The organism is Brucella sp. (genome assembly GCF_032066345.1).
GTDB lineage: Bacteria > Pseudomonadota > Alphaproteobacteria > Rhizobiales > Rhizobiaceae > Brucella > Brucella pseudogrignonensis.
The window spans coordinates 37,850-60,526 of sequence record NZ_DAMBKZ010000015.1; the positions used below are offsets into that span (position 1 = coordinate 37,850).

The following is a 22,677-nucleotide window of genomic DNA, read 5'->3' on the forward strand; positions in this document are numbered from 1 at the left end:
TTTCAAGCATTTACAGTCCAGGGGCGCGGCCGTACCCTCTCATCAACCAATTAATCAGAAGGAAGACAACATGGCTGGCGAAACTGTACTCGTGACCGGCGGCACTGGCTTCATCGCGCAATATTGCATGATTGCGCTACTCAACGCCGGATACAAAGTGCGTACGACCGTGCGTTCGCTCGGGCGCGAAGCCGAGGTTCGCGAGCACCTCAAAGTTGGCGGCGTCGATGCTGGCGATCGCCTGAGTTTCGTGGTAGCCGACCTCTCCAGCGACATTGGCTGGGCCGAAGCTGCCGATGGTTGTAGCTACGCCATGCATGGCGCATCGCCGACGCCGTCGGGCGACCAAGTCAAATTGGAGGATTGGGTGCAGCCTGCCGTAAACGGCAATCTGCGAGTGTTGCGCGCGGCCCGCGATGCCGGCATGAAGCGCGTCGTGCTGACATCTGCCTTCGGTGCCATTGGCGTCGGCCACGGGCCAGACCATCGCCGTCCTTTCGACGAAACCGACTGGAGCAATCTGGATGGCAATGTCGCGCCGTACCAAATCTCGAAAACGCTGGCCGAGCTTGCTTCGTGGGATTTCATCGAGAAGGAAGGCAGCGGGCTGGAATTGGCGGCAGTGAACCCGACCGCTGTCTATGGCCCGGCGCTGGGAGCAGACTATTCGCACTCAATTCGGCTCATCACCAACATGTTGGAAGGTCAGCCCGGTTGCCTCAATGTCAATTCCTGCTGTGTCGATGTCCGAGACGTTGCCGACCTGCATTTGCGTGCCATGAGAGACCCGGCCGCCAAGGGCCAGAGATTCCTTGCTACCGTGGGCGAAGCGATGCTGATGGTCGAGATAGCACAATTGTTGAAGGATCGCCTCGGCAAGGCCGCCGACAAGGTATCGACCACGGTTTTGCCTGACAACCAGGTGCGCAAAATGGCAGAGACGAACCCCGCGCTTAAAATGCCGGCATCCCTGCTCGGCTACGACATGAACGCGAGCGGCAAGAAGGCCGAGCGGCTGCTGGGCTGGAAGCCACGCTCACGCGAAGAAGCAATCATCGCCTCCGCTCAGAGCCTGATCGATCTCGGGCTCCTGAAGTCCTGAAGTCCGACGAGCTCGAATGTCCACTTAGAAGTCGTTAGTTGAGGTTCAATCAACCCGAGTTAAACAAGCATTTAGACATTAACCAATCGGATGAAACTGCTGTAAATTGGTTTGCATTTCGCAGCTAAACCATTGATTCACAAAGGGCGTGGAATGCTTCATTTTAGAAAATGATCTATATATATCAATAGACTGGCTGGGGCCCTGACTCCGTTAGTCCTGGTTCGAATCCAGGTTCCCCGGCCAAAACTTTCTTCAATAAGATCAACGATTTAGATAAATTAAACACTCTGTGAAGAGCCGTTTTCATGCCACGTTTTGCCGCAAATGGATTCCCTGTAATTACAAATACTTACAAAAAACCCCGGCAAATCCATACAACATGCTCATCTCTCCCAGTAATATGCATAAGAAGCATCGCCAATAATTTGCGGCGATCTCCGTAAATGAGCAGAGCTTCAGATAAGGCTTTAACAAGGAAGCGTTTAAGGTTTTATACTTGGACATAACCGTTACAAATTTAGCTTCACCATTCTTTGGAACTCCTGCAACTGGCGCTTTAGTTAGCAATGGCCAAACAGGAATGAACTTTTATTAAAAATTGTTGTGAGACATTCCCGCTACTTGGTTCAGTGAAAGCCCTGGTGCCTTGATATGCCGTGCCATTGATTTTCCTGTCGACAAAAAGGTCACCTCAAATGACGGTCGAATCTTTGGTACCCATCGCATTTGAAAGACGCATATCCGGTTCATTGAATGGTTACTTTGAATGTCTGTGGCAAGGGTGGCACATAGTTCACGAGATATTTTGCGTGTTAGCTGAGTTGACCGCAACATCCGGAACCACCTGCAGTTGAATGTGTTCGGTTCAATGGCGGGCGCGAAACCAAGATTGGATATGTGCCATGTACAAGTTTGCAGCAATCGCAGCGGTGGCTATTTCGGCTTTCGCCTTCACAGTTTCAGTAAATGCGCAAAGTATCGAGCTGGGTCCAAACGGTATCCGAGTAAATCCTGATGGGAACCGCCAAATGGAACGTGATCGCCGTTCTGATCGCGACGAAATAAGTGAGCGTCGCGCAACGCGAATTGCTCGCGACGAAGGAATGGATGAAGTAGAAAGCGTGTCTCGTCGTCGAGGCGTTTATGTTATCCGCGGCATTGATCGCCGCGACAACGATATGCGCGTAGTCATCGACAGGCGGAGCGGCGAGGTTCTTGAAGTGCGATAACCGCTTTCTCAAAAAGCTACCATCTCAAAGCTTTGAATGGAAAGAACCTTGCCGTCGAAACAGAATGTGAGATGATGCTTGGGCGTCGGTGAGGTGTGACAATCGATCAGGCGTAGCCTCGGAACAGCCACCGGCTGCCCCGGGGCTTTTCTTTTGGCAAGAAAGTCCCGCGACTGTGGCTGCATTATAGGTTCAACAAAATTTGAAGCTGTTGAATCAGCAATTTTGAGGTAATACCCCTCATAATAGATAGCAGCCTGGAAATATTCAGATGGATTGGTTCATTGTAGTCTTCGTTACATTCAAGGTTCTCGTGTTAGGCACGGGTATGTTCTTCGCCATCAAATGGCATTATGATCAAGGTAAGAAAGAGAAATAGCCAAGCTATCAGACCGTGAAGGTCCGCTCTGCGGATGTGTGAAGTTGAGAACAGACGGGCCAGTTGCACCCAAGCCTGAAGGGCCGGGCATATCGTCGACAGTTTGGAAAATGTACCGCACCGGGATCGTATCCTAAACACCTTAAGACCAACCAGTCCCGCAACGTGCCCGCGGCTCATTATGTCGTATCTTTAAAAAAGCCAGCCGAAGGCAGGTGCTTAAAATTAATTCGTTCCAAGAAGGTGCGAAACTAAACCTTGAACATAATAACCGTGCGCTTAATTTTACGAGATATGCGGATGCCCCAAAAGGTGTATATCCGACGACGTGTTTTGCGCACGAAACGAAGCGTCTCACGTTTTACTACCGCAAAAAATCCAACTTTTTTACTTTTGGAATTTAACGCATCCTTGCGCCCGTCTTCAATTTCGCTCGCCAAATAGCTTATCTCTGGTGTGGCACCATTTATGAGAATGATATCCTGTACGGCAATCGCGGGACACATTTGCCAAAGCTTAAAATCATTTACAGTGGGGTCAAACAGGTAGTCATCGATCGGTGTTAGCCCGGCCACATAATCTCTAAGGACTCTGCGCGCGGCATCCCTACTAATTACATAGGCCCCGGACCCCCAGTGTTTATGGGCTAGCTGTACCAGTTTTCGATCATTATCGAGACTAATAGTTTTGGTTTTTATAATCGTCGGTTCACCGACAGTTTCGAGCTTGATGAGTTCCGCTCCATGTGGAATCCAATCCGCCGAATTGAGAAAACGTCCAGCATCAGCGGACAAATGCAAATCATCTTCCATGACAACAGCATAATCGTCTTCGCGCTCTACGATCATCCTGAAAATAGCCAAGTGAGACTCAGCGCAAGCAATTTCGCCAGTCGTCATGGGCTTACCTTGCTGGCGCTGTTTCCTATAATTCTCAATGTCGGTTGGGGTAAAAGTTCGCCCATCAATTGCTGAAAATCGTTCAAATTCGATAGCTTGGGATCTTAAAATTTGCGCCATGCGTGTCATACGTTCTGGCGCACGATCAAGATTGACAATATAGCTCTTCATAAAGTTTGAACCTATTGAATGTGTGGCTACATTTGCCACGGAAAGAAATTTTGTACAATCGAGGTTTTATGTCGGTTCCCGTACTTCTCTATCATCAGATAGCAGCGCTGCCCGAAAGAAAAGCACCTTATCAAGGGCTTTTTGTGCACCCCGATAGTTTTCGAAAGCAAATGCGGGCGCTAAAATTTCTTGGCTATAAAGGTCTTTCTGTTCGCGATGCTTGGCCTTACTTGCGAGGAGAAAAGCAAGGCAAAGTGGTCGTGATAACGTTCGACGACGGATTCTTGAACACACTCGAGAATGCAGCTCCGGTTCTCGCCGACTGCGGCTTTACAGCCACGAACTATTTTGTTTCAAACCAGATCGGTGGGAGCAACGTTTGGGACAGCAAAGAAGGCATACCCAACACAGCCTGCATGAGCGTATCCCAATTGCGCGAATGGGCAGACTTAGGTCACGAAGTCGGAGCTCATACACTCGATCATGTGCTTTTACCGGAAACGCCTGAAATCGAAGCGCGCCGTCAAATTGCAGAATCCAAACGCGCATTAGAGGATATGCTCGGTAGCGAGGTAACCAATTTTTGTTATCCGTATGGTGGGAACAAACCGATCCATCGAGAAATGGTACAAGACGCCGGATATAAGAGCGCGGTTGCGACTGTAAGCAGGAGTTCCAAGCCAGATGATGATCCCTATGGAATACCAAGGCTCTACATTCGATACAAGCATTCGATCATCGAGGCATTGCTGCGTGTAATGCTGAAATAGGGATCCTGGTTATTGGTCCTCTAACTTAGCAGCTTCTCTCCAGAAGTTATCTCACTTATTGAGTGCTCTCCATTACCAGAGTACCAATTCGGCTAGTGAACGCAGACAATTGACGTTCTGTGCGCTTGCCACAAATTTTTTGGCATTGAGCTTATCATTACTCGAAGGAAGTTGACCGCCGACAACGTGAATAGTCCAGAAGCGCTGCCTTCCCGCTGCGTCCATTGTCCATAATACGACTTAGAGAAAATTGGGATACGTCAGCTTCACGCAGCTCGCGTCAGCAGGCAAGCCAGCTCAACCTTTAATGTCATCAGCATGATAAGCTTGCAAAAAGCCCCACCATTTCCTAGAGACAGTAACTCACCGATCCATTGCGATAATTAACTCTGCCTGAGGATATGACGATCAACTTTCGAAAAATACTGCTTTTGCTTGGTGTGTCGAATGATGAGTCTGCCTTTCCTCTTATAATGGATGCCAGATCGGACGATGCCATTGGGTTGCTGCGCGTTTAATCCCGCAGCGACCCCAATCCCTTTCACAATGAATGCGAAAAGTCCTGCTGGGTGACCGGCAGCGTCAACGTTTGGGATTTATTATGTCAATCTGGACCGAATTGGCACGCGCCAGCAATAATGCTGGCGACGAAATACTATTGCGCCGAAGAAACGATATCTACGAAATTCGTTATAACGGCATCGAGTTGATGTCGAACATTAATTTCCAATCAGAAACAATACTCGCTGAAAGGTCGTTGAGGCTACTGGGCCGCACACCGAAAAAAGTTCTCATTGGCGGGCTTGGCATGGGCTTTACACTTCGTGCTGCCCTCAACTATTTGCCCAACGATACTGAGGTGACGGTTTGCGAATTTGTACCTGAAATCGTCGACTGGAACCGTTCCGTGATTGGTTCTCTAGCATGTTTTCCACTTCAGGATAATCGGGTGAAAATTCACATTGGCGACGTTATGGAGACATTACGGCAGCATGAGTCCACATATGATCTAATCTTGATGGATACTGATAATGGACCGGAGTTTCTGGTCAGAAGTGAAAACAATGCGATCTATGACGGCTGCGGCTTGACGGCTATCAAACGCGCATTAACGCCAACAGGCATCGCGAGTTTCTGGTCGGCCAATGCTTCGCTCGAGTTTGAGAAAAAGCTCAGCAAGTTAAGTTGGCATTGGAGCAGGCAAGACATTTGCTTGATCGGCGGAAGGACTGACGCTTTTCACTACATATATTTCGCCAATAAAGTTTCGCCTGCGATTGATACAAATAGAAGCATCGCATCTGACAGCAATTCAATATTGCAAACTGTGAACTAAAATCGCGACTGCAGGATGGCAAATGACTTGCCATCCTGAATATTCAATACATTATTTTATTCTAAAAAATATGCAATAAAATAGATAGCTAGCTAATATTTGCTATTTTTAATTATAATACAATACATTATTGAGGCCTCATTGAATACTTTATTGGGGTAACTATGAAAATTAAGACTATTATTGCATTGTCACTTCTCTCGACAGTTCCATTCTCCTCTGCTTACGCTGCCGATGTCGTCTCATCGTTCGAGCCAACACCTGTTGTAGCTCCGTTTAGCTGGGCAGGTGGTTATCTTGGCGGTCAGGTTGGTTATGGCTGGGCAAACCCAAAGAACAGCGTGTCTTCTTCTCCATTCGTGGACGAAGATGGTGAAAGCATACCGGGCGTACAGGCAACTATAACACCCAAATCAAAGGGTTTTCTGGGTGGCGTATACGGGGGCTACAACTTCGATATGGGAGGGAACGCCATACTGGGTCTTGAAGCAGATGCAGTCTATACTCGGATGAAAGGCAATCAAACTGTAACGAACGATTACGGTACGGCGAAGTTTAGTGAAACGCTCGATTGGTCAGGCTCTGTTCGTGCCCGTGCTGGCTACGCAGTTGATCGCTTTCTTCCTTTTGTAACGGGTGGCGTTGCTTTTGGATTGGTCAACCAGAGTACCAAAGCGACATTCGTAGAACCGGAAGAAGACTTCGACGGCAAATATAGCCAGAAAAGTTGGCGAGCAGGTTATACACTCGGTGCTGGCGTCGATTATGCCGCTACTGACAATGTCATATTGAGGGTTGAGTATCGCTTTACAGACTTTGGCAATCGAACAGAAAGCCTTGATTTTGGTAATGCGAAAGAGACAAATCGCCTCCGCACCAATGAAATTAGAATGGGTATTGCCTACAAGTTTTAGTTCTGATGTTGAAAAGATAAGGCCCTTGCGAATTGCAAGGGCTTTTTCTTATGTCAAAAATGACTGGTTAAAACGACTGTTCTTCCCATAAAAGCTAGCGATCATACCAGATTGCGGATAAGTCCCTCTGGATAAATCTGATCATGAGGGGTTCATGTCCTATTTCCCGAATTGGCGTCTAACCAATAACAGCACCGTGCTGCCCGATGAGCGGCTTCCAACGGCAGCAGCCGTACCAATGGGCATCCAGCATTTGCTGGCCATGTCCGGCTCCACAATCGTCGCTCCCTTGCTCATGGGCTTTGATCCGAATGTTGCGGTATTCTTCTCTGGCATTGGAACGCTTCTGTTCTTTCTGATGACCGGTGGTCGCGTGCCGAGCTATCTCGGTTCGTCCTTTGCTTTCATTGCGGTGGTGATTGCAGTCACCGGCTATTCCGGCAGCGGCCCCAATCCTAACATCGGCCTTGCACTTGGCGGCATCATCGCCTGTGGCGCGCTTTATGCGGTGATCGGGCTTATTGTTATGGCAGTGGGTACAGGCTGGGTCGAAAAACTCATGCCACCGGCTGTCACCGGCGCGATTGGCGTGGCAATCGGTTTGAACCTCGCCCCTGTAGCCGTTGGTCAACTCAAGGGCACCGGCGCGCATATGACCATTGCGATGCTGACCGTACTCTGCATGGCGATGATTTCCGCCTATGGTCCGCTTGCGACCAAACGCATTGCCGTTTTGCTGGCGCTGCTGTTCGGCTATTGCCTCGTGCTAATTTTCGGCAACGGTCTGGGTTTCGTGCCAGGCATCAACTTTGCAGCCGTAAGTGCGGCGCCTTGGTTCGGCCTGCCAACCTTCGCAAAACCCGTATTTACCTGGCCTGCAATCACACTCATTGCGCCGGTCGCCATCGTGCTTGTTGCTGAAAATCTTGGTCACATCAAAGCGCTTGGCTCCATCACCGGTCAGAACATGGACCGCTATATCGGCCGCGGCTTTCTGGGTGACGGTATCGCCACAATGATTTCCGGTTCTGGTGGTGGTACAGGCGTCACCACTTATGCTGAAAACATTGGCGTCATGGCAATGACCAAAGTTTATTCCACGCTGATCTTTGTGATCGCTGCTGTCGTGGCAATCGCGCTCGGCATGTCGCCAAAGTTTGGTGCGATCCTGCAGACAATCCCCGCCCCTGTGCTGGCAGGTCTGGCAGTATCGGTCTTCGGTCTTATTGCTTCGGCAATGGCGCGCATCTGGGTGGTCAACAAGGTAAACTTTGCAGATCCACGCAATCTCTTCACGGTTGGCGTAGCACTCATCTTTGGTGCCGGTGACTTCACCGTAAACATTGGAAGTTTCGCGCTGGGTGGAATTGGCACGTCCACTTTTGCCGCTCTGATTATCTACCAGCTGTTGAGCATTGGCCGTACATGCGGCGACGAGAAAAACTAAGAACGTGTCGCGCAAAACCAGTGAAGGTTTTGCGCGACATCCCCCGCCCTCATCAAGCGCGCCGCGTGCCTGACGATACGATATCGAGATAGACCGCAAGCACCAGAATGCTGCCCTTGATAATTTGCTGCCAGAACGTATCGACGCCCAGCATCGACATACCATTGTCGAGGCTCGACATGATAAGTGCTCCGACCAGCGCACCAATCACCGATCCAACGCCCCCACGCATGGATGTGCCGCCGATAAAGCACGATGCGATGGCATCGAGTTCACCGCCAAAACCTGCCGATGGTGTGCCAGCCGCAAGACGTGCAGTCGTGGTGAGGCCTGCGACAGCCGCCATCAGTCCCATCAGCGCAAATACGGCCATCTTGACGAAGTTCACATTCACGCCGGAAAAACGCGTGGCTTCAAGGTTAGAGCCGACCGCATAAATATGCCGCCCGAAAACGGTCTGACGGGAAATGACGGTAAAGACACCGAGAATGACCAGCAGCACCAGAACCGGAACCGGCACACCCTGATAGCTGTTGAGGATCAGGATAAAGCCAAGGATCAGAATACCCGTGCCCAGAAGACGCGCGGTTTCCATCGCCGGCGACAGCGTTTGCAGATTGTGCTTGCGCTTGCTGGAACGGGTTCTGAGCGTGATCAGGATCAGCACTGTAAACAGCACCATAGCACAGACATTGCCGAGCCAGCCCGGCAAATAGCCCTGACCGATATATTTAAACCCAGGCGAAATCGGCGCGATGGTAACACCACCCATAATGCCCAGCACGATACCGCGAAACACCAATTGTCCGCCCAGTGTGACAATGAAGGACGGAATACCGAGATAGGCGGTCAGCCAGCCGTTAAATCCGCCAAGGACTACCCCTAGCAAAAGAACCGTACTGATCGTGGCCCACAGCGGCCAGCCATAGACCACATCGAGGACCGCCGCTACCCCGCCTAGCAGGCCCAGCAAAGCGCCCACCGAAAGGTCGATTTCACCCGCCACGATGACGAACACCATGGCTGAGGCCAACATGCCGGTGATTGCCATCTGGCGCAGAAGATTGGAGAAATTGCGCGCCGTCAGAAACTGCGACCGACCCATTTCCGGATCGTAAGTCATGATGGCGAAGAATGCCCAGATCAAAGCGACGACAATCAGCAGCGCCACGATCTTATATTCTGCGAGAAATTTTCTGAGGCTTTTGCCTGTCAACGTCATGTCATGCACCAGTTAGATTAGCTGCGGATCAATGTTTAAAAACTAGGCCGCATTGGTTGCAGGCTTGCCAATCGCCGCGGCAAGAACCTTCTCCTGGGTGAGGTTTTCATTCGGGAAGTCACCGCGCAATTTGCCCTCGCCAATGACGAGCACGCGATCACTGATGCCAAGCACTTCCGGCATTTCTGACGAAACCATCAAAATCGATACGCCCTGTTTGGCGAGTGCGAAAATCAGCTTGTAAATTTCGTACTTCGCACCAACATCAACGCCGCGTGTCGGCTCATCCAGAATGAGCACTTTCGGGTCAGGCAGCATCATTTTTGAAAGCACGGCTTTCTGCTGATTGCCGCCAGATAGTGAGGCAATAGCCAACATCGGATCAGCGGTCTTGACCCTGAGTCGCAAAATCTCACGCTGGATAGTCGCGAGTTCGGATTCCTTATCGATAAGGCCGCGCAGCGAAAAGCGATCAAGCACGGAAATCGTCATATTGTGGCCAACTGGCATGATGGGCAGAATGCCATCGCGCTTGCGATCCTCCGGCACCATGCAAATGCCCTGCCGCACCGCATCGCGCGGCGTCCGGATTTTGATTTCCTTGCCTTCGAGGAAAACCTGCCCCTGATGGGCGCCCGGCCAGACACCAAACAGGCTCGATACGAGTTCCGTACGCCCCGCACCAACAAGGCCCGCTATGCCCAGTATCTCGCCGCGCCTTAGCGCGAACGAAACATTGTCGACCACTTTACGATCCGGATTAGTCACATCCCAGCAACTTACATTGCGGGCTTCAAACATCACCTCGCCAATATCGTGTGGTTCACGCGGGAAGAGGTTTTTCATCTCGCGACCAACCATCATCGTGATGATATCGGGCGTTGTGAGTTCAGCCATAGGGCGTGTCGCGATATGCGCGCCATCACGAATGACTGTGACCGTGTCGGAGATCTCCGCCACTTCATCAAGCTTGTGAGAAATATAAACACAAGCCATGCCCTGCGCTTTGAAGTCCTTGATCAGGTCAAGCAGAACCCGCGTTTCTGAAGCAGTCAGCGCCGAGGTTGGCTCGTCAAGGATTAGAAGCTTGGCATTCTTGTTGATCGCCTTTGCGATCTCGATCAGCTGCTGCTTACCGCCTGAGTAATGATAAACCGGCAATGCAACATTGATATCATTTATCTTGAGACGAGCGAGCAATTCCGTCGCCCGTGCATTCATCTGGTCGTAGTCGATGAACCCGCCAGTCGTCGGCTCAGAACCAAGAAAGATATTTTCCGCGACCGAGAGGTGCGGCACCATCATCAGCTCCTGATGGATGATGACAATACCCGCAGCTTCAGTATCACGAATGCCGCTCGCCCTAAGTTCACGGCCTTCCCAGAATATTTCGCCAGTCCATGTGCCATAGGGATAAACACCCGAAAGCACTTTCATCAGGGTGGATTTTCCCGCCCCGTTTTCACCGCACAGCCCGACACATTCTCCCGCGCGCACTTTCAGGTAAATGCCATCCAGCGCCTTCACGCCGTTGAACTCTTTACCGATGTTTCGCATTTCCAAAAGATATTCGGACATCAATATCGACCTTGCAGTATTTTTTAAAATATCCGGCGCTTAAATCCGCATCCGACAGCGCTGTCAGAAAAAGGTTGCCAGATTTATGCGAGGCCAGATGCAAAAGCAGAGCTTACAACACATGGCCCCACAACCTGTTTTCAGGTTCGCGAGACGGAAGGTTTACTTCCCTTCAATCTGTTCCTTGGTGTAGAAGCCGTCCGTCACATAGACGTCGATATTGTCCTTGGTCACGGCAGTTGGCGTCAGCAGAAGCGTGTCGACTTCCTTCGAACCGTTGTCGATCTTGCCGTTGAACTCCGGCTTTTCATCACGGACGAGCTGCACGGTAAGCTTTGCTGCTTCTTCAGCAATCAGCTTGAGCGGCTTGTAAACGGTCACGGTCTGCGTGCCATCGACGAGACGCTTAACAGCTGCCAGATCGCTGTCCTGACCGGAAACTGCAGTCTTGCCTGCAAGACCCTGTGCTGCGAGCGCCTGAATTGCGCCGCCTGCGGTGCCGTCATTGGAAGCGACAACGGCATCAATCTTATTGGATGCAGCGGTCAAAGCATTTTCCATGATGGAGAGCGCTTCAGTCGGGCTCCATTCCTTGACCCATTGCGAACCAACGATCTTGACCTTACCGGAATCGACTGCTTCCTTCAGCGCTTTTTCCTGACCGGCACGCAGCAGCTTCGCGTTGTTGTCGGTTGGCGAACCGCCGAGCAGATAATAATTACCTTCCGGCTTAGCCTTCAGCACGGCTTCCGCCTGCATGAAACCAACGCGCTCATTGTCGAAGGAAATGTAAGCATCGATATCGGCATTCAGGATCAGGCGATCATAGGAAAGAACCTTAATGCCCGAAGCCTTAGCGTCGGCTACGACCGCATCAAAAACCTTCGAATTCATCGGGACGATCACGATGGCATCTACGCCCTGCGAGATCAGGTTTTCAACCTGCTTGACCTGCTTCTCTTCGTTTCCGTCAGCCGACTGAACATTGACCTTGGCACCCAGCTTTTCTGCTGCTGCGATGAAATAATCGCGGTCGCGTGCCCAGCGCTCTACGCGCAGATCGTCAATAGAAAAGCCGATAACCGGATTTTCCGGCGATGCAAAAGCAGGCACGGCACCCATTGACCCGATACCCAAAGCTGCTGCCACCAGCGCGCCTGTTAGAAAATTACGACGTTTCATGCACGTTTCCTCCAATCACCGCCGGCTTTGTGCCGGTTGATAAATGACCTCGCCCCGAACGAACCCGCCCCCGGAGTCTGGCACGACAAAGCCACCCCCAAAGAGGCGCTCACTCTTTATCTGGTTGATCCTCCCTGCGGTGCCTTGCACCAAGATCACTCCAGTAGAACCGTGCGCTCAGGCACACGATCCCATCCTCGGGTGCAATTGATACGTGAAGAAAAATGAATAGCAAGCATTTTTTGATTTACGTACCTCATTTTAGCTCCTATGTTCCGCCCCGAGGAGTGAGAATGAAACCCACAGTGCATGACATAGCCAGAACAGCGGGCGTCAGTCTCGCCACGGTTGACCGTGTGCTGAATGACCGTCCCGGCGTCAGAGCAAAGACTCGCGACCGCGTGACGGCCGCGATGGACACGCTCGGCTATGTTCGTGATGTGGGTGCCGCCAATCTCGCCCGGGGTAGACTCTACCAGTTCGACTTTATTTTGCCGGATAATGAAAACACCTTCATGCAGAGCCTGCGCGCAGAACTTGAAGCGGCGACAGAGCGGGGTCTGTCCGAGCGTGTTCTGATCAATCTCGTGCTTGTACCGGCGTTCAATGAAGCGGCACTTGTTAAGGCTTTGGATGAAAGCGCAGAGCGCAAACCTGACGGTGTCGCCTTTGTTGCAGTCGATACTGATCCGGTGCGGGAGGCCTGCGCACGGCTTACCCAATTGGGCATCCACACTGTAACACTGGTTTCCGATCTCGACCGCTCATCGCGGGCACATTATGTGGGCATTGATAATGGCGCGGCGGGGCGGACAGCAGCGCATTTGCTGGGCCTGTTTGCCAATGGCACCGGCGGCGCCATCGCAGTTATCGCAGGTTCGCTGAAAGTGCATGACCATCTGGCGCGCTTTGAGGGCTTCAAAAGTGCAATGGAATCTGGCTTTTCAGGGCGCGAGATTTTACCGGTTCTCGAAGGTTTTGATGAAGGCGCACGCGTTGAAAAGCTCGTGCTTGAGCTTCTTGAAAAGCACAAAGACGTGGCAGGAATTTATAGCCTGGGTGCAGGCAATAGCGGTCTTGTCCGCGCGCTCGCAGCGTCCCGAAACGGGAATCGACCCCTGGTCATCGCCCACGAACGCGATGGTGTCACATCGCAGGCTCTGAAAGATGGTCTTGTTCATGCTGTGTTGGCACAGGATGCAGGACATGAAATTCGCAGTGCCATACGCGTTCTCAAAGCAACTGCGGACCGCCTCGCCATTGTGCAAGGACAGGAACATATCCGCATCGAAATCTTTCTTAAAGACAACCTGCCGCAGCTCGACTGAGGCGCGGAACACACGATAATTCGACTGGAGCAATTATGTATCTCGGACTTGATCTTGGAACATCCGGCGTAAAAGCGCTTCTGATCGACGGCGAACAGAAGCTTATTGGCTCAGCGCATGGTGAACTTGATGTGTCCCGCCCACATCCAGGCTGGAGTGAACAGGACCCTGCACAATGGATCAAAGCTTGTGAAGCAGCCATTGATGGCCTGCGCGCAGCACATCCAAAAGAGTTTGCCGCCGTTGCAGGCATTGGCCTTTCTGGTCAGATGCACGGTGCTACGCTGCTTGATGAAAACGATCAGGTGCTTCGGCCTTGCATTCTCTGGAATGACACACGCAGCTATAAAGAGGCTGCCGAACTCGATGCCGATCCGGCCTTTCGTGCCATAACCGGCAACATCGTTTTCCCGGGCTTTACCGCACCCAAACTCGTGTGGGTGGCGCGCAACGAACCGGATATTTTCTCGCGCACCCGCAAGGTTCTGTTGCCAAAAGATTATCTGCGCCTCTGGCTCACCGGCGAGTATGTATCCGACATGTCGGATTCCGCTGGAACAAGCTGGCTTGATACCGGCGCACGCAAATGGTCATCCGATCTGCTTTCCAAGACTGGGCTGACCGAAAACCACATGCCCAAACTTGCCGAGGGCAGCGACGGCACCGGAATTTTGCGCGCTGAACTCACCGCACGTTGGGGAATATCCAACGCTCCTGTCGTTGCCGGTGGTGCGGGTGACAACGCGGCCTCCGCCTGCGGCATGGGAACCGTTCAACCCGGCAATGCCTTCGTTTCGCTTGGCACATCAGGTGTTCTGTTTGCCGCCAATGGCGCTTATCAGCCAAAGCCAGAAAGTGCTGTCCACGCTTTCTGTCATGCGCTTCCCGGCACATGGCACCAGATGGGTGTCATTTTGTCGGCTGCGAGCGCTCTCGATTGGTTCTCGCGCATTACAGGTACCAGCCCGCACGCACTGGACGCCGAGCTTGGCGACACGCTCAAGGCACCCGGCAGCACAACATTCCTGCCATATCTTTCCGGCGAACGCACCCCATACAATGACGCCAAAATTCGTGGCGTTTTCAGTGGCCTTGAGCACGAAACAGACCGCAAAGCGATGACGCAGGCAGTCCTTGAAGGTGTGGCTTTTGCTATCCGCGATAACCTTGTGGCACTGCAATCGGCAGGCACGGAGATCAAATCGCTCATCGCAGTTGGTGGTGGTTCGCGCTCTGCCTATTGGCTCAAATCTATTGCCACAGCATTGAATGTTCCAATTTCTCTTCCCGAAGAAGGCGATTTCGGTGCCGCATTTGGCGCAGCACGTCTTGGTCTGATCGCCGCCAGTAGCGCCGATCCTTTTGCAATCTGCACGCCGCCGCGCACAGCCCGCACGATTGAACCCGAACACACGCTGACCGCTTCATATGACGAAGCCTATCAGCGTTACCACGCACTTTATCCCGCGCTGCGACCTCTGGCTCAGTAAGCCCAGACGCAGCGTCATCCGCATCAACATTGGAGGAGCATGATGAGCACCGGATTTTTCGGCGACATCCAGAAAATACGTTATGAAGGTCCCGACAGCGATAATCCGCTGGCGTTCCGCCACTATAATCCGGACGAAATCGTCCTCGGCAAGCGTCTGGAAGACCACTTACGTTTTGCAGTCGCCTATTGGCACACCTTCGCATGGGAAGGTGGCGACCCTTTCGGCGGACGCACGTTTGACCGCCCCTGGTATAAGGATGGTCTTGAAGCTGCCAAGCTGAAAGCTGATGTAGCCTTTGAATTCTTCTCGCTTCTCGGCGCACCTTTCTATTGCTTCCACGACGCCGACGTGCGCCCGGAAGGCAATAATTTTGCTGAAAACACGAAGAACCTCGAAGCCATTGTGGATATTTTCGAGCGTAAGCAAGCCGAAACCGGCATTAAGCTTTTGTGGGGCACAGCCAATCTTTTCTCACATCGCCGCTATATGTCAGGCGCTGCGACCAATCCCGATCCGGAAGTATTTGCTTTTGCAGCGGCGACCGTGAAAACCTGCCTTGATTCAACCAAGCGTCTTGGCGGCGACAATTATGTGCTTTGGGGTGGCCGTGAGGGTTACGAAACCCTGCTCAACACCGACCTGACGCGTGAACTCGACAATATGGGCCGCTTTCTCAATCTGGTGGTCGAGTACAAGCACAAGATCGGCTTTAAGGGTACAATTCTGATTGAGCCAAAGCCACAGGAACCAACCAAGCATCAGTATGATTACGATGTCGCAACGGTTTATGGCTTCCTCAAGCGCTATGGCCTCGAAAACGAGGTGAAGGTCAATATCGAACAGGGCCATGCAATTCTCGCAGGCCATTCATTTGAGCATGAGCTGGCATTGGCCCGCAGCCTTGGCATCCTCGGTTCCATCGACATGAACCGCAATGACTATCAGTCGGGCTGGGATACAGACCAGTTTCCGAACAATGTGCCGGAAATGGCGCTCGCTTATTATCAGGTGCTGCTCAACGGTGGCTTGAAGAATGGCGGCACCAATTTCGATGCCAAGCTGCGTCGTCAGTCGCTTGATCCGCAAGACTTGCTGATCGGCCATATCGGCGGCATGGATTGCTGCGCGCGCGGACTCAAGGCTGCAGCTGGTATGTTGCAGGACGGCGCACTGAGCAAGCCGCTTGATGAGCGTTATGCTGGCTGGTCTGGCGATTTCGGCAAGACACTTGCAACCGGCATGTCGCTGGAGCAGATTGCATCGGAAGTTGAAGCAAAAGACATCAATCCGCAGCCGCGATCCGGTCGTCAGGAATATCTGGAAAACGTAGTCAACCGCTACGTTTAATCTTACGCAACACAAAAAACCCGCTCATCGAGCGGGGTTTTTGTTTTAGTTCAGCGCCACGTTATGTGGTGTTCGACAGGCGGCAAAACGGTCTAACTTCTGGTCGTAAGCAGATGTCTTGACCGCCATCATGCCGAGCACAGTATGAAACAGATTATCATGCGATGACGGCTCCGCTGTCGTCTTGCGCAAGCAATCGAGATCAAGACCGGTATCGGCCGCGTATTCCGGTGCAAACCATGTGATAAACGGTATGTGTGTCTGTTGCGATGGGGCAATGAAATAGGGAGCTGCGTGAAGGTAAAGACCGTCCTCGCCAAGCGACTCGCCATGATCGGACATATAAATCATCGCAGATGCAAACTTGTCCTCATGCGCTTTGAGAAGATCGACAACCTCTGACAAAATATGGTCTGTATAGAGGATCGAGTTGTCATAGGCGTTGACAATCTCTTCCTGCGAACATTTAGCGAAATCATTTGAACGACAGTCAGGTTTAAATCCCGCAAATTCAGCCGGATATCGGCGATAATAGGCCGGACCATGGCTACCCGTCATGTGCAGAACGATGGTCGTATTGCCGGAAACTTCACTGAGTTCTTTGGACAGGCTATCCACCAATATCTGATCGAGACATTCGCCGCCTTCGCAATAGCGCTTGTCCTGCGCGTCCTGCAAATCGATCAACTTGATGCGCTCGGCTACACCCTTGCTGCCGGTATTATTCTCATACCAACTCGTCTGCACGCCTGCATGTTTGAGCACGTCCATCAGGTTTTCAGAACCGCGGAACTTCGTATTGGAATAGTCTTCACGGGTGAAAGGCGAAAACATGCAAGGCACTGAAACGGAAGTTTCTGTTCCGCAACTCGTTGTATCGGTGAAGGCAACAACATCGCGTTTTTTCAATTCGGGATTGGTTTCACGCGCATAACCATTGAGACTGAAATTCTGCGCACGCGCGGTTTCCCCCACGACAACGACCGTTACCAGCTTTTTGCCTGCCGGCAATTGCGTCAGTGTCTGTTTGGCATCAAGCCCAAGCGGCTCCATAACAATAGCGCGGTTCTTATAAACATGTGAGACATATTGGATTGTACTGGCAATGGGCGTGCTTGGCATCAGCTTCTGCATGATATCGGCACCATGCTCGCGAAACATCGATGAATACGCAGCATAATTCGCACCAAGTATGGCGACTGAAGCAATCAGACAGGTGAAGATAATGCCTGTGTTTACCATCAGCTTGCCGATAATAGGTCGATGTTTGATACGCACCCAGACAATCAATATTGACGGAACAACACCAAAAATTAGCATATGCCAGAGAAAGCTTGGCGTCAGGAGCGCACCGGATTCAGCCTGTGTGGTGGTAAGTGCGGCTTCAACGACATACTTGTCGATGATCGTTCCGAATGTATCTGTGAAATAAGAGCCGCCCGCCGCGATTAGCACAAACAGGATCAGCATCGGCTTGATAATATATTTCGCCGAAAACAGCACAAATAGCGCGACGTACAGAAGCAATAGCGCCACGGCTATGCCAGCCAGCCTTAATGGAGCATCAGCATAATAGGCGCCGATTGCACGCCAGAACGACGTGTTTGTGAATATAAGAACGTAAAGTGCCGTTAAAAGGCACAGTGGCCCGCTGGCAATCACAGGGCGGAACTTCTGCATGGAACACGCTTTCGAAAAGCTTTGAATTCGTACCCGCAGAAACGTTTAATTATGTGATCGTTTTATCAGGCACGTTTCATTCAAACATAAAATCAAGATGGCTTTTCTACGGCGGCACAAAAGAAGCATTATAGATGCCAGATTGCCCAAACAAAAACGCCGCCCAGAATGGCGACGCTTTCCAATTTTATTGCTTCAAAGGCTCACCCATCCGCCATTTTTGTTTGACGATCGGACACAGGCATCGATGAATGCAACGCCTTTGACGCCGTCGTCGACAGTTGGATAGATGATTGCACTGTCAGGGTTGGTGTTGTCCCGTCTGGCCTGAATAGCATTTGCGGCTTCACTGTAGATCGTTGCAAAGGCTTCGAGATAGCCTTCCGGATGGCCGCCCGGCACACGGGTTACGCGGGTTGCCGCATCGCCAACACCTGCACCGCCTCGGGTAATCAGCCGCTTCTGCTCACCAAACGGTGTGAACCAGAGCCTGTTCGGATCTTCCTGCGCCCATTCAATGCCACCCTTGGTGCCATAGACACGCAAACGCAGCGCATTTTCATTGCCCGGTGCCACCTGACTGCACCAGAGCATACCCTTGGCCCCGCCTCCAAAGCGCAGCATCACATGCGCATTGTCATCCAGACGGCGACCCGGAACGAAGCTATCAAGATCAGCTGCCAGACTGTCCAGCGTCAGGCCGGTGACAAAGGATGCCAAGTTAAAGGCGTGAGTGCCGATGTCACCCGTTGCGCCACCAAGACCGGATTGTGCTGGATCGGTACGCCACACAGCACCCTTGGCGCCCGTTTCTTCAACCGCTTCCGTGAGCCAGTCCTGCGCATATTCAACCTGCACCACGCGCAGATCACCCAACGTGCCATTGGCAATCATTTCGCGCGCCTGTCGCACCATTGGGTAGCCGGTATAATTATGCGTCAGCACAAACAGCGCACCGCTTTCGTCGGCTACTTTCTTGAGCTTCTTTGCATCAGCCAAGGTCGAGGTCAGTGGCTTGTCACAGATCACATGAATGCCGCGGCGCAGAAACTCCTTTGCGGCATCATAATGCACATGATTTGGCGTAACGATTGCGACCGCTTCAATACCATTCTTGAGACGCGCTTCACGGATCGCCATGTCCTTGTAGCTCGAATAGATGCGGTCTTCCGCCAACCCCAGCTCGCGCCCCGAGGCTTGCGCTTTTTCTGGCGACGAGGACAAAGCCCCCGCCACCAGTTCAAAGCGATTATCGAGGCGTGAGGCCATACGGTGCACACCACCGATAAAGGCCCCTGCACCACCGCCAACCATGCCAAGTCGAATGCGTGGATTGGCTGTTTCTTTGGTTTTTGCTTCAATGGTCATTGAACTACCTTACAATCCCAGCATACGGCGATTGGCAGCGTCATCGGTGCCGCCAGCAGCGAAGTCATCGAAGGCTTTGTCGGTCACGCGGATAATATGATGCTTGACGAATTCAGCCCCTTCACGCGCGCCGTCTTCAGGATGCTTCAACGCGCATTCCCATTCGACCACAGCCCAACCATCAAAATCATTGGCCGCCATTTTTGCAAACACTGCGCCAAAATCGACCTGACCATCACCTAACGAACGGAAGCGACCAGCGCGGTTCACCCAGCCCTGATAGCCGCCATAAACACCCTGACGACCCGTCGGGTTAAACTCGGCATCCTTGACGTGGAACATCTTGATGCGGTCTTTGTAGATGTCGATATTGTCGAGATAATCGAGGCATTGCAGCACGTAATGCGATGGATCATAAAGCATATTCGCACGCGGATGGTTCTTGACGCGTTCAAGGAACATCTCGAACGTCACGCCGTCATGCAGATCTTCACCCGGATGGATTTCATAGCAGATATCCACGCCATGCTCTTCCGCATGATCGAGGATTGGCAGCCAGCGGCGCGCTAGTTCATCAAATGCCGTTTCGACAAGACCGGCAGGACGCTGCGGCCATGGATAGATAAACGGCCAGGCCAAAGCGCCAGAGAACGTTGCATGAGCGCCGATACCAAGATTGCGCGAGGCACGGATTGCCATCTTCACCTGTTCAACAGCCCATGCCTGACGCGCTTTCGGATTGCCACGCACTTCCGGTGCTGCAAAACCATCAAAGGCTTCATCATAAGCTGGATGCACGGCAACAAGCTGGCCCTGCAAATGGGTTGAAAGCTCGGTCACTTCAACGCCATTTTCGCGCGCAACGCCTGCAAATTCGTCGCAATAATCTTTCGATTCAGAAGCCTTCTTCAGATCGATCAGCTGGCTTGCCCATGTGGGAACCTGCACACCGGCATAGCCTTTTTCTGCAGCCCATTTCGTGATGCCATCCCAGGTATTGAACGGCGCTTCATCTCCTGCAAACTGCCCGAGAAATATCCCTGGCCCCTTGATCGTCTTCATCAAAAGTCCTCCGAATGAAATTCAAAACTGTATTGGGGTAACTCAAATACGCGCCCGACAAAGCGGGCGCGCAGAAGGATATTAAAAAGGAGAATCCGGGAAGTAGAACTGTTCGGCATTATCCTTGGTCACCAAAGTAGCGTCGAGGATGTAGTTGCCGCTCACCGGAATCTGGTCGTAGAAATGACCTGCAGCCAACTGCATAGCGGTGGAAACCATTGCAGGCGGATAAAGCACATCAACCGGCATAAGCTTATCGCCATCCATGACCTTCTTGATCATGTCCTTGGAGCCAGCACCGCCGATGACATACTGGATGTCTTCACGGTTGGCCTGCTTGATCGCTTCAAGCACACCGACAGCCATATCGTCATCCTGACACCAGACAACATCGATCTTAGGGTACTTTGTCAGGAAGTCCTGCATGACACGGAAGGCGTCGTCACGGTTCCAGTTGCCATACTGGCGATCAAGAATCTTGACGTTGGAGCCTTCGATACCCTTGTCAAAACCGTCCTGACGTTGCTGATCAATCGGGATCGGAAGGCCGCGAATAACGACGACCTGTGCATCAGGTGTGGTCTTCTTGATGTATTCGCCAGCGACCTGACCCAAGGCCGGATTGTTGCCCGCCACATAAAGATCACGGATCGAATTGTCATTGCTGCTTGGTGCGCGATCAACGAGCGCTACAAAAGTGCCCTTATCCTTGATTTCCTTGATCGCATTGACCAGCGGATCTGGATCGGTTGGCAACACGACAAGACCATCAAGCCCCTGAACAGCCAGATCCTGCAACGCATTTGCCTGGCTGGCTGCATCTGGTGATGTCTTGACGATCACGTTGAGGCCGGGATGCTCCTGCATCAGAAGCTTGGCGACGCGTTCGGCATGATAAACAACACCAGCTGTCCAACCATGGTCAGCAGCAGGTATCGATACGCCGATCGTCACCTTCTTATCCTGCGCACTTGCTACGCCGGTAAAGGCTAAAGCTCCAGCCGCCAAGGCAGCAAAAGCAACACCTAGAAATTTTCCTCGCATTATTTCCTCCCAAATGTTCAGGGGGCTTTATCCCTGAGTGACCGGACCGCCCCTTCAATCCCGTCAAACTTGTCGTCGGGGCGCGATAACGCTGTGCGTTACGCCCCAGTTTTCATCGTCGCGAGAGCGACCGTTGCACCAGCATAGCAATGATGATGATCGCACCCTGAATCGCCCCGATCAGGTATTCGCTGATGAAATTGGAAAGCAGCATGATATTGCCGACGATTTCGAGAATGAATGCACCGCAGATTGTGCCCCAGACACGGCCCACGCCTCCCCGCAGTGCCGTACCACCGACAACGACCGCTGTGATCGCCTGAAGTTCCCACAACATTCCCGTGGTCGCAGAAGTTGAACCCAAACGCGGAACGTAGAGCAGGACGGCAACAGCGACGCACAACCCCTGCACCACATAGGCAATAGTACGAACGCGCTTGACCGAGATACCCGAATAGCGAGCCACATCTTCGCTGGAGCCCACCGCGATAACATGGCGCCCATAGCGCGTGCGATAAAGTACGAAGGCTGCAATCGCTGCTGTCACAAAAATTGCAATGACTGGAATGGGAACACCGAAAACCGAGCCAAAATAGGCAGGGCGATAAAGTGCCTGAATTTCGGGGTTACGCAGCGTAATTGCACCACCCTGAGATAGCCATGTCGTCAAACCGCGATAAATGCCCATCGTTCCAAGCGTCGCAATAAACGGCTCAATCCCCCCGAGGGTCGTAATCAACCCGTTGGTCAGCCCGCAAAGTGCCCCCACAACCACTGCCAGAAGCACCGCCGCGATCAACATCATAACTGGATCGGCGATAACACCGCTGTTCATGAACATGATCATGATACTGCCCACGAAGGCAGCCATAGCACCAACCGAGAGATCCAATCCTCCTGACGAGATTACATAGGTCGCACCCAATGCGATGATTGCGATGAAGGCACTGCGCGTCGCAACATTCAGCAAATTGTCGATGCTGATAAAATTCGGATTGGCAATCGTACCCAGAACAAGCAGCAGAAGCAGCGCAACAAAAGGTGCTACAGCCCGCAAATCCCAGTCGCGAGACGTCTTCGGCACCCTGCTTTTGTCAGTTACAACGTCAGTCATTTACTCCCC

Annotated in this window: 18 protein-coding genes; 9 read left to right on the plus strand and 9 right to left on the minus strand. The window is 52.1% G+C overall.

What is annotated here, in order from left to right:
• Positions 1-70 precede the first annotated feature (70 nt).
• Complete coding sequence (locus RT142_RS17470) at positions 71-1,102, plus strand: SDR family oxidoreductase (RefSeq protein ID WP_039860474.1); 1,032 nt, start codon at positions 71-73, stop codon at positions 1,100-1,102.
• Between the two features lie 905 nt (positions 1,103-2,007).
• Positions 2,008-2,334, plus strand: coding sequence for a PepSY domain-containing protein (locus RT142_RS17475; protein WP_313030260.1), 327 nt, complete (start codon positions 2,008-2,010; stop codon positions 2,332-2,334).
• Positions 2,335-2,964: 630 nt separating this feature from the next.
• Here the strand turns inward: RT142_RS17475 and RT142_RS17480 are convergent.
• Positions 2,965-3,783 (minus strand): glycosyltransferase family 25 protein, encoded by an 819-nt coding sequence (locus RT142_RS17480; RefSeq protein WP_200636325.1) that lies wholly within the window; start codon positions 3,781-3,783, stop codon positions 2,965-2,967.
• Positions 3,784-3,851: 68 nt separating this feature from the next.
• On the opposite strand from RT142_RS17480, the gene RT142_RS17485 reads away from it, so the two are divergent.
• The 4 genes from RT142_RS17485 to RT142_RS17500 all read left to right on the plus strand — a co-directional run bounded on the left by RT142_RS17485 (position 3,852) and on the right by RT142_RS17500 (position 8,250).
• A complete protein-coding gene (locus tag RT142_RS17485) occupies positions 3,852-4,553 on the plus strand; it encodes a polysaccharide deacetylase family protein (protein WP_007877832.1) in 702 nt (233 codons plus the stop codon).
• A 601-nt stretch (positions 4,554-5,154) separates the two neighbouring features.
• Positions 5,155-5,889 (plus strand): spermidine synthase, encoded by a 735-nt coding sequence (locus RT142_RS17490; RefSeq protein WP_113159813.1) that lies wholly within the window; start codon positions 5,155-5,157, stop codon positions 5,887-5,889.
• Between the two features lie 164 nt (positions 5,890-6,053).
• Positions 6,054-6,803 carry an outer membrane protein gene (locus RT142_RS17495; protein ID WP_113159785.1) on the plus strand — a complete coding sequence of 250 codons (750 nt, stop codon included), beginning with the start codon at positions 6,054-6,056 and terminating at the stop codon, positions 6,801-6,803.
• Between the two features lie 154 nt (positions 6,804-6,957).
• Positions 6,958-8,250 (plus strand): solute carrier family 23 protein, encoded by a 1,293-nt coding sequence (locus RT142_RS17500; RefSeq protein WP_113159784.1) that lies wholly within the window; start codon positions 6,958-6,960, stop codon positions 8,248-8,250.
• 52 nt (positions 8,251-8,302) lie between these two features.
• Here RT142_RS17500 and RT142_RS17505 read toward each other — a convergent pair whose 3' ends face one another.
• From RT142_RS17505 to xylF, 3 genes are all read right to left on the minus strand, one after another.
• A complete protein-coding gene (locus RT142_RS17505) occupies positions 8,303-9,472 on the minus strand; it encodes a sugar ABC transporter permease (protein ID WP_064321206.1) in 1,170 nt (389 codons plus the stop codon).
• Positions 9,473-9,514: 42 nt separating this feature from the next.
• Entirely contained in the window at positions 9,515-11,050 is a 1,536-nt protein-coding gene (locus tag RT142_RS17510) for a xylose ABC transporter ATP-binding protein (protein ID WP_113159783.1), read from the minus strand.
• 162 nt (positions 11,051-11,212) lie between these two features.
• The gene (gene xylF / locus RT142_RS17515) at positions 11,213-12,232 is read right to left on the minus strand and encodes a D-xylose ABC transporter substrate-binding protein (protein ID WP_064321208.1); all 1,020 of its coding nucleotides are present in this window, start codon (positions 12,230-12,232) and stop codon (positions 11,213-11,215) included.
• Positions 12,233-12,525: 293 nt separating this feature from the next.
• Here xylF and RT142_RS17520 point away from each other — a divergent pair, with 293 nt between their 5' ends.
• The 3 genes from RT142_RS17520 to xylA are packed head-to-tail and all read left to right on the plus strand — an operon-like array spanning position 12,526 to position 16,400.
• Complete coding sequence (locus RT142_RS17520) at positions 12,526-13,560, plus strand: LacI family DNA-binding transcriptional regulator (RefSeq protein ID WP_113496905.1); 1,035 nt, start codon at positions 12,526-12,528, stop codon at positions 13,558-13,560.
• A gap of 35 nt (positions 13,561-13,595) precedes the next feature.
• Positions 13,596-15,050 (plus strand): xylulokinase, encoded by a 1,455-nt coding sequence (gene xylB, locus RT142_RS17525; protein ID WP_313030273.1) that lies wholly within the window; start codon positions 13,596-13,598, stop codon positions 15,048-15,050.
• A 42-nt stretch (positions 15,051-15,092) separates the two neighbouring features.
• Entirely contained in the window at positions 15,093-16,400 is a 1,308-nt protein-coding gene (gene xylA, locus RT142_RS17530; protein WP_112807528.1) for a xylose isomerase, read from the plus strand.
• A gap of 45 nt (positions 16,401-16,445) precedes the next feature.
• On the opposite strand, the gene RT142_RS17535 is transcribed toward xylA, so the two are convergent.
• The 5 genes from RT142_RS17535 to RT142_RS17555 form a co-directional block, all read right to left on the minus strand.
• Complete coding sequence (locus tag RT142_RS17535) at positions 16,446-18,080, minus strand: phosphoethanolamine transferase (RefSeq protein ID WP_113486890.1); 1,635 nt, start codon at positions 18,078-18,080, stop codon at positions 16,446-16,448.
• 195 nt (positions 18,081-18,275) lie between these two features.
• Entirely contained in the window at positions 18,276-19,448 is a 1,173-nt protein-coding gene (locus RT142_RS17540) for a Gfo/Idh/MocA family oxidoreductase (protein WP_313030278.1), read from the minus strand.
• Between the two features lie 9 nt (positions 19,449-19,457).
• On the minus strand, positions 19,458-20,510 hold the full coding sequence (locus RT142_RS17545; RefSeq protein ID WP_194780047.1) for a sugar phosphate isomerase/epimerase family protein: 1,053 nt from the start codon (positions 20,508-20,510) through the stop codon (positions 19,458-19,460).
• An 81-nt stretch (positions 20,511-20,591) separates the two neighbouring features.
• Positions 20,592-21,554, minus strand: coding sequence for a substrate-binding domain-containing protein (locus RT142_RS17550; RefSeq protein WP_007877819.1), 963 nt, complete (start codon positions 21,552-21,554; stop codon positions 20,592-20,594).
• Positions 21,555-21,666: 112 nt separating this feature from the next.
• The gene (locus tag RT142_RS17555) at positions 21,667-22,668 is read right to left on the minus strand and encodes an ABC transporter permease (protein WP_007877818.1); all 1,002 of its coding nucleotides are present in this window, start codon (positions 22,666-22,668) and stop codon (positions 21,667-21,669) included.
• Positions 22,669-22,677: the final 9 nt, after the last annotated feature.